The 7,418-nt window shown below is 32.1% G+C and carries 8 protein-coding genes and 2 pseudogenes; 4 read left to right on the forward strand and 6 right to left on the reverse strand.

From position 1 onward, the window contains the following. Positions 1-266 precede the first annotated feature (266 nt). The 5 genes and pseudogenes from isaB to KA830_RS10330 all read right to left on the reverse strand — a co-directional run. A pseudogene (isaB, locus tag KA830_RS10310) lies at positions 267-652 on the reverse strand (immunodominant staphylococcal antigen IsaB family protein); the annotation flags it as partial. A 315-nt stretch (positions 653-967) separates the two neighbouring features. Beyond that, positions 968-1,333, reverse strand: coding sequence for a DoxX family protein (locus tag KA830_RS10315; protein WP_046207805.1), 366 nt, complete (start codon positions 1,331-1,333; stop codon positions 968-970). A 9-nt stretch (positions 1,334-1,342) separates the two neighbouring features. Beyond that, positions 1,343-2,347 (reverse strand): NADP-dependent oxidoreductase, encoded by a 1,005-nt coding sequence (locus KA830_RS10320; protein ID WP_002483586.1) that lies wholly within the window; start codon positions 2,345-2,347, stop codon positions 1,343-1,345. Positions 2,348-2,350: 3 nt separating this feature from the next. Next, on the reverse strand, positions 2,351-3,016 hold the full coding sequence (locus KA830_RS10325; protein ID WP_210134242.1) for an SDR family oxidoreductase: 666 nt from the start codon (positions 3,014-3,016) through the stop codon (positions 2,351-2,353). A 21-nt stretch (positions 3,017-3,037) separates the two neighbouring features. Further along, positions 3,038-3,721, reverse strand: a complete 684-nt coding sequence (locus tag KA830_RS10330) for a type 1 glutamine amidotransferase domain-containing protein (RefSeq protein WP_046207803.1) — start codon at positions 3,719-3,721, stop codon at positions 3,038-3,040. Positions 3,722-3,798: 77 nt separating this feature from the next. Between KA830_RS10330 and KA830_RS10335 the strand changes: the two genes are divergently transcribed. Further along, on the forward strand, positions 3,799-4,146 hold the full coding sequence (locus KA830_RS10335; RefSeq protein WP_046207802.1) for a MerR family transcriptional regulator: 348 nt from the start codon (positions 3,799-3,801) through the stop codon (positions 4,144-4,146). A gap of 128 nt (positions 4,147-4,274) precedes the next feature. Here KA830_RS10335 and KA830_RS13730 read toward each other — a convergent pair. Next, positions 4,275-4,577: pseudogene (locus tag KA830_RS13730) on the reverse strand (poly(glycerol-phosphate) alpha-glucosyltransferase); the annotation flags it as partial. Positions 4,578-4,846: 269 nt separating this feature from the next. Here KA830_RS13730 and KA830_RS10340 point away from each other — a divergent pair. The 3 genes from KA830_RS10340 to ssb all read left to right on the forward strand — a co-directional run bounded on the left by KA830_RS10340 (position 4,847) and on the right by ssb (position 7,394). Beyond that, on the forward strand, positions 4,847-5,356 hold the full coding sequence (locus tag KA830_RS10340; RefSeq protein WP_230623012.1) for a Cthe_2314 family HEPN domain-containing protein: 510 nt from the start codon (positions 4,847-4,849) through the stop codon (positions 5,354-5,356). A 61-nt stretch (positions 5,357-5,417) separates the two neighbouring features. Then, entirely contained in the window at positions 5,418-6,929 is a 1,512-nt protein-coding gene (locus KA830_RS10345; RefSeq protein WP_046207801.1) for a hypothetical protein, read from the forward strand. Between the two features lie 171 nt (positions 6,930-7,100). Continuing rightward, entirely contained in the window at positions 7,101-7,394 is a 294-nt protein-coding gene (ssb, locus tag KA830_RS10350; protein ID WP_031863540.1) for a cassette chromosome ssDNA-binding protein, read from the forward strand. The last annotated feature ends 24 nt before the right edge of the window (positions 7,395-7,418 follow it).

Below are 7,418 nucleotides of genomic sequence, written 5' to 3' on the forward strand. Positions count from 1 at the left end.
AAACCACAAGAATTTGACTAAAAAAGGAATAATCTTACTTGCTTTAATGATGTCACTAGTATAAAAAATTCTTTATCTTTTCCTGTATAATCTGGAATTAGTACCATATTTGCTTTGGTACTATATAATCACTTTCGATTTAATATATATCTTGATATTATTGAAAAGTATTTGAGCAATTTAAGTTTATTTTTACAATGTATCTACTACAACTTTATATTTTAAAAGTCATCATTTCCAATTTTATACATATATTCTTTGGCTCAGGCTGATGTAGATGTATACTTTGCTTCACCGTAATGATTCAATAATTATTTTTGCTCACTGACTTACCGTCTAATAAAAAGAAAACACCATTCGTTTTATGATTAGAAACCCCGTAATATGTTGGATCGTGTAAATCTTTATAATTTTTAGCTAATGCATTTTTAGTAATCTTGTGATTATTAATCTTGAAGTTATCAGCTTTTTGAGATGTTTTAAAATTCTTATCTAGAATAAAATTACTTTGATTTGCTGTATAACCACTGTAACTATAATAAGGTTTCACAGATTCTTGCGCATGTGCTTGAGTGATATTAAATAATTCGGGCGTTACGAAAAAGCCCAAAACTAAACTACTAGCTAAAATAAAGTTAGAAACTTTTTTCATAAAAACCCTCCCCTCATATTTGTCTTACAGGTCACGTTATTACATTAATGTTACAATGTTGCGATAGCATCACATGATAAAATACATTTTTTATTTCTTCTTACACTCATACAAGCAAATTAACTTATGCTTTTCTTAATTTAGAAGCTTATCACTATAGAAAAATTGAAAAGTAAATGTCTGATATGAGCTTATTTAAACAAAGAGCACATAAGCGTTGTCAAGAGAATCATTTGATATACGTCGATTTTAAGTGTAAATATTAAAAAATCGCCTGGAACAAAAGTAATGTTCCAGGCGTGGCTATGATAAGTCTTATAATAGTTTCGCAAGTGCGACCATGACAAATTGTAATGGTAAACGAATGACATGCTGCTTAACACTATCTGTTTCATCTCTTTCATCTTTATAAGAGATGTTCTTACGTGCAGCGTAAATATTTGCAGGAAATACGAGCCAAAGGAATCCTTGTACTACTTTTCTTACGCGTGATCTATTTTTAGCACCGAGTACATAAAAAGCAATTATAAATTCTAATATGCCCGAATACTTAACTATTGCGTGTTTGAAAGGTAAATAGGACGGCACGATTTTTAAAAACATATCTTTATTTTTAAAGTGTGCAACACCACTTTTATAAAACAGTAAACTAAATATGAGTCTTACGATGATATTTTTCATAGTCTTCTGCTATTCTTCAGCGACTTTGACAACTTGTTTACCAAAATTCTCTCCTGTGAATAACTTTCTAAATGCAGAAGGTAAATTATCAAAACCTTCATCTATCGTCACTTCAAATTTAATTTTACCTTCAGACACCCATTGTGCGAGTTGTTCGCTTGCTTCTTTAAAATGATCAGCGAATTGTGCTACTACAAAACCTTGCATCAATGCTTGATTTTTAATCAACGTTCCTTGGATACGTGGTCCAATATCGTCTTTTTCATTATTATATGCTGAAATTGCACCACATACCGGAACGCGTGCAAATCGATTTAAGTGTTTAAACACTTCATCAGAAATTGCGCCGCCTACATTTTCAAAATACACATCAATACCATCTGGTACAGCCGCTTCGAGTTGTTGTGCGAAATCATCTTGTTTATAGTCAATGGCCGCATCAAATCCTAATTCATCTGTTAAATATGTTGTTTTCTGCTTACCACCAGCAATACCGACAACTTTTGCGCCTTTAATCTTAGCAATTTGTCCTACGACAGAGCCTACTGCACCTGATGCAGCTGACACGACAACCGTCTCGCCAGATTGTGGTTGACCAATTTGAAGCAATCCTGTATAGGCCGTCATTCCCGGCATGCCTAAAACACTCAAATATAAATGTAATGGTACATCTTTTGATGGCACAGGGGTCACATCGTCTCCATTCACTGTATTTATCTTTTTCCATGGTAATATGCCTGTGACATAATCGCCGACAGATAGACGTTCATCGTTCGATTGTGTGACTTTTCCAACAATATGACCTTGTAATGGCTCATTCACTTGGAAAGGTTGAACATAACTTTTTGTATCATTCATTCTGCCTCTCATGTAAGGATCTACAGATACATAAATGGATTCTACTTGAACCTCACCTGCATGTGGTTCTCGAGTTTCTATTGTTTCAAATCTAAATACATCGTCTTGAGGGATACTTTGTGGTCGTTTTGCAAGTACAACTTGTTGATTATTCATTTATTATTCCTCCAGATATTTAGTCGTAGCGTCTGATAATGACAAATCACCATTGATGATTTGGAATTCGTGACCTTTTAATGCTTCATCAGTTAACACAGAAACAAGCACTTCTGCTACATCTTCTCTTGTAATAGACGGATTTTGTACATTTTCAAATTGCGCACTCATATTGAATTGTTGCGTTTCATGATCGTTAGTTAATGCGCCTGGATGCACGATGGTATATTTTAAATTTGAATGTCTTAAGTAGTCATCCGCATAATGTTTTGCAATGGTATATGGTTTCAAGTCGCCTGACGCATCAAACGCTTCTCGACGTGAGTCGTACGTTGATACCATAACAAAGTGTTGACGACCGACGTGTTCACTTGCTTTAATTGCTTTCACTGCACCGTCTAAATCTACTATGATTGTTTGATCGTCACCTGTGCTTCCACCAGAACCGACGGAAAAAAGGATTTGATCATACGGTTTAAATAATTCTATTAATTCATCAATAGATTGTTTTGCAACATCAATGTAAGTTGCATCAATACCATCTGCTTTTAAAACTTCAACTTGTTCTTCTTTTCTAACACCGGCAGTAAAATCAACATCTCGTGCTTTCAGTTTACGTATAAGATGATGACCGACGCCACCATTAGCGCCAATAATTAATGATTTCATGTGTATCGCTCCTTTATGAAATTATTGATTAGCTAAGATTTTTAAAGCACGTTCAGCAACAGCATGTCCTGATTGAGGATTTTGACCAGTCACAATGCGACCATCTACGACTGCGAAATTGCTCCAGTCATCCTCTTTTTTAAAATGTGCACCGTTACTAATAAATTCGTCTTCTAATAAATATGGCATGTATTCAGTTGTACCATTTGCTTGTTCTTCACTATTTGTAAAACCAGTCACGTCTTTATGACGAACGAGGTAATCGCCATTTTCTTTAATATCGAGTAGACCAGCCGCACCATGACATACAGAAGAGAGAACGCCTTGATTATTGTAAATACTTAACGCAATGTCGTTAAGTTCTTTGTTATTTCTAAAATCCCAAATCGCACCATGTCCACCTGCAAAGTAAATGGCTTGATAGTCGCTAGGATTAACCTCTTTTGGAGATAATGTTTGTCCAAATTTATTCATATAATCATGATCCGTGTAGTATTCCCAGTCCTCAGCTCCCATCATTTCAGGGCTAAGACTGATAGGATCAAGAGGCACATATCCACCGTTCGGACTTACGAAATCAACATCATAACCTGCGTCATAGAAATCTTTCGCAAAGTGCGTAACCTCTGAGAACCACGCACCCGTAGGTCTGTCTAAATTATCGTATTTCGCAATGTTTGTTACAACAATTAAAGCTTTTTTCATTGTATTTCCTCCTCATTCATGTTTATATAGAGTACAATATCAGTTAAACCTTGGTTTAAGAGAAAGGATATGCTTACATGAAACAATATTACATTGAATATGTCTCAGATTATTGCAATATACCTAAAAGCAAACTGCGTTATTACGAGAAAAAGAATATCTTGAAACACATCGACAGAGATAGCAATAACAAGCGTTTATACACAGACGACGATATCGAAATGATTAAATTTATCCAGTGCCTAAGCAATTTGAATATGCCATTAAAAGAAATCCGAAAAAACACAGATATGCTTTATCAAAACCAAATAGATGTCCCAAGCGTGTTACGCGCACACCTAAAATTCTTGAATGAACAACGGAATTTGATCAGTACACATATCGACTTAATTGAACAAAAATTACAAACTGCCATGACCGAGTGACGAGGGAAAAGGGGTGTGTGAATTAAAAGAACGATAAGAAGAGTGTGGAGGGATAGTGAATGAATAAGCATAAAGAAATTGTAGATTTTAAAGGTTGAGTGCGTAGATAAAGGCGATAGGTGAATAGGCAAAGCTGGAATGAGTTTTTCTTCATTTACATAAGTTTCAATAAGTTCAGCATAGCCTGTCTTTTTTGCTTTTTCTACTAAGTAATAAGTCGCCATTAACATTTCTAAAAATATTGGGAATGACGTTTCCCTTTGTTGCATATAATCTAAATAACTGGATACGGTCTGAATGCCAAATTTATAATATTTCTCTTGTGGGTCAATTTGTATCAATTCATTTGTACAATATCCTAACCAGTGATCATGATATTTCCAGTATTTTTTCTCTATAAACATTTCAAATAACATTTTGACAGTATTCAACAATTACATTCTTAGCTATCCCACAAACATTTTTTAAATATATAAAATTTTTGTTTTTCCCTATATAATGTGCTTTAGCTTTATCATTTGTTACTAAAGATGACTCATTACTAAAGTTAAAGATATCTATCTGTATGCTATTCTTTACAAAGTCCTCACTTAATTCCTATGAATATTTAGTGCTATCAAACAAAAATAGTAGGGTGTTTGAAATTCTTTTATGCTCTTCAGCTTTACCGTTATAATACATATTCGTCAAAAATGTAAGTATGGAAATCACCAAAGAAAATCCTGACATATACTTTGCTGATTCTGGCTTAATAAGCATGAAAACCATTAATAAGATTAAAAATATAATGACTTGGGTATTTTATTATCACAACATAGCCCTTCATTTTTTACATACTTTACACGATTTAATGTATACATTAGTAAGAGAATTAACCCATTCTTATGAAGTTAAATTAGAATTAGGTTTTAAAAGAGAACTAGTAGCTAAATTAAAGTCTTCTGACAATGAAACTTTTAACAAATTAGGGAATATACTTAATAAAAACAGTCCTATTCGTACCGTAAAGTATAGAGATGAATATACTCATAACATAACTCCATACCGATTAAATAGCCATCCCGAGAAAGATGATTATGGAAATGCTTTTTTTAAAGCTAATAAACCAATGATTAATGATATTGAGGAAGCTATAAAAGACATAGAGTCAGATTTGGAAAAACTGCAAAAAAAGGCTAAGCATATTAAAACAGCACTTACCATCTTATAGTAGTTATACCATTCTAAATTCACCCAAAAACATTAAAATTTTATAGAAATGGATGATTAGTATGATAAAGAACAAATGGAAAATAGAATTATGGTTTCAGAAATTCAACTATTTTATACATAAAATCAGCAATGAGTTTGAGCCAGAAAGCATCATATTTGATAAAAATAACTTAATTAAAGGAAGATCATTACCTAATGAAACAGTTTATATTAGTTACTTCGTAAATCAACCAGATCAAATTATTGAACAACATACAGTGAAATCAAATTCAAACGGTATCTTTACTGACAATGTCCCAAATATATATCAATCAGAAATTTTTAAAAATGATAAATTATCATTTTTTATAGATAGTCAAAGTAAAATCGATATTGATGATATATCACAAGAAATCGTTGAAGAAGGCTCTTCCGTTCTCCTATCCTTAGATTTAAAAACAATAGAATCATACTTTGATGAATTCTTACTTGCCATTTCAGACAAAACAGAATTTGCTAAACAAACTGCTGAAAATGTAAGAAGACAAATAATGGGTGAGATAAATCTTAAAAAATGGGATATTCAAATTAAAATGAATAAAAACAAAGATAAATTAAATTCATCTTCAGAATTCAACAAACTTAAAAATGAAATTATAAAGAACCATCAAGACTTAACTGCAGAATCATATAATGACATTTTAATAAGTGATTTCTTAACTAAATATCTTGTATATAAAGAAAAGCAGGACTCCTATCTGGAAAAAGGCATATTAAGTCAAAATAAGTCAAACTATTTTATAAAATTAATTAATAAAAACTTAATTAAACAACGAAAAAGCGCCTCCCAATATTTTGAGATTGCAAATAGTATTAAACCGTCAACTCATAAAAATGGTTCTTTAGAACAATCTGACAATATCGATCAATTCAGACAAGCTGCTATTGGTGTTTCACTTTATTTATACGATAAAAATGACCCTTACTTTAAATTTATTCGCAGCATTGCAAATGAAAGCTTGCGCAGAAAAACAATAACTGTTGATGACATTATACAGTCAAAAGAAAAAATTGATGAATTCATGGAGGAGGAAAATCTAATCAGTTATAATGAACTCTATTATAAGACAACTATTGAAGATACATTTCATTTTACCCTATTTACTGCTATTTCAGATTTATTAGACGAACTAGTTCAAACTGTGAGTACCATAATGCAAAAAGCAACAGAGCAAGACATACTAGTATCTTTACATATAATAAGTAATCTTAAACAGGACTTAAAAAGTTGGATTGAAAAATACGATCAAAAATCACAACATATAGAAAATTTAATTAATGGCTATGCTAGAAATTCAAATCTAAAATCGGTAATTGCTGAAACCATTCAAATGAATCGCAAGCTAACTTCAACTATTGAAAGTGAACTACTTTCAACACTTGCTGACTATGACATAAGCACATTTTATAGTAGATATGGTTTGACCTCTAATCCTAACGATTTTCGTGATACATTAATGACTCAACTTATTAGTAAATTTTATGAATCACGTTTTAAAAACAGTAAAAAGCATAGAAATATTTATTTTTAATAAATTAATTGCCTATCGAATACATGTATTCGATAGGTATTTTTTCTTTTAAATCCCTTTATATCAATGTCCTAAAATTCCCCTTGAAAATTTGAAACTAAGCCTACTTGTGAGGGATTAGTATGTAATTACATCAAATTTGATGATTTTAATTATTAGGAGGAATTTTATATGAGCAAAAAAAGTTATTGCTTTCTTTTGTTAAAAAGACGCGCTTGTGGTGTTGCTTTTAATTTAGCAATTGGTAAAGATTTTACGTTTAACGATTTAAATTTGGCGTCCAACGTTACATGTTCAACTGACGTACAACAAGATGTTGGTCGCTGGTTTGCATACTTTGTAAAGAACATGCCAAATGTCCCATTTGTCATTATTGGTAAGAATAGCAACGGGAACTTAGTTTATCGTAAGACAGGACCTAATCCAATGCTTCACAAACATAACTGGAAAGGTGGTAACAACTAATGACTAACAACATCTTCGAGCAAT

The sequence above is a fragment of the Staphylococcus sp. GDY8P119P genome (assembly GCF_017892075.1).
GTDB lineage: Bacteria > Bacillota > Bacilli > Staphylococcales > Staphylococcaceae > Staphylococcus > Staphylococcus ureilyticus.

Coding starts and splice junctions, on each gene's coding strand:
- KA830_RS10315 (WP_046207805.1), bottom strand. CDS start 1,333: ATGAAAAATATCATCGTAAGACTCATATTTAGTTTACTGTTTTATAAA.
- KA830_RS10320 (WP_002483586.1), bottom strand. CDS start 2,347: ATGAATAATCAACAAGTTGTACTTGCAAAACGACCACAAAGTATCCCT.
- KA830_RS10325 (WP_210134242.1), bottom strand. CDS start 3,016: ATGAAATCATTAATTATTGGCGCTAATGGTGGCGTCGGTCATCATCTT.
- KA830_RS10330 (WP_046207803.1), bottom strand. CDS start 3,721: ATGAAAAAAGCTTTAATTGTTGTAACAAACATTGCGAAATACGATAAT.
- KA830_RS10335 (WP_046207802.1), top strand. CDS start 3,799: ATGAAACAATATTACATTGAATATGTCTCAGATTATTGCAATATACCT.
- KA830_RS10340 (WP_230623012.1), top strand. CDS start 4,847: ATGGAAATCACCAAAGAAAATCCTGACATATACTTTGCTGATTCTGGC.
- KA830_RS10345 (WP_046207801.1), top strand. CDS start 5,418: ATGATAAAGAACAAATGGAAAATAGAATTATGGTTTCAGAAATTCAAC.
- ssb (WP_031863540.1), top strand. CDS start 7,101: ATGAGCAAAAAAAGTTATTGCTTTCTTTTGTTAAAAAGACGCGCTTGT.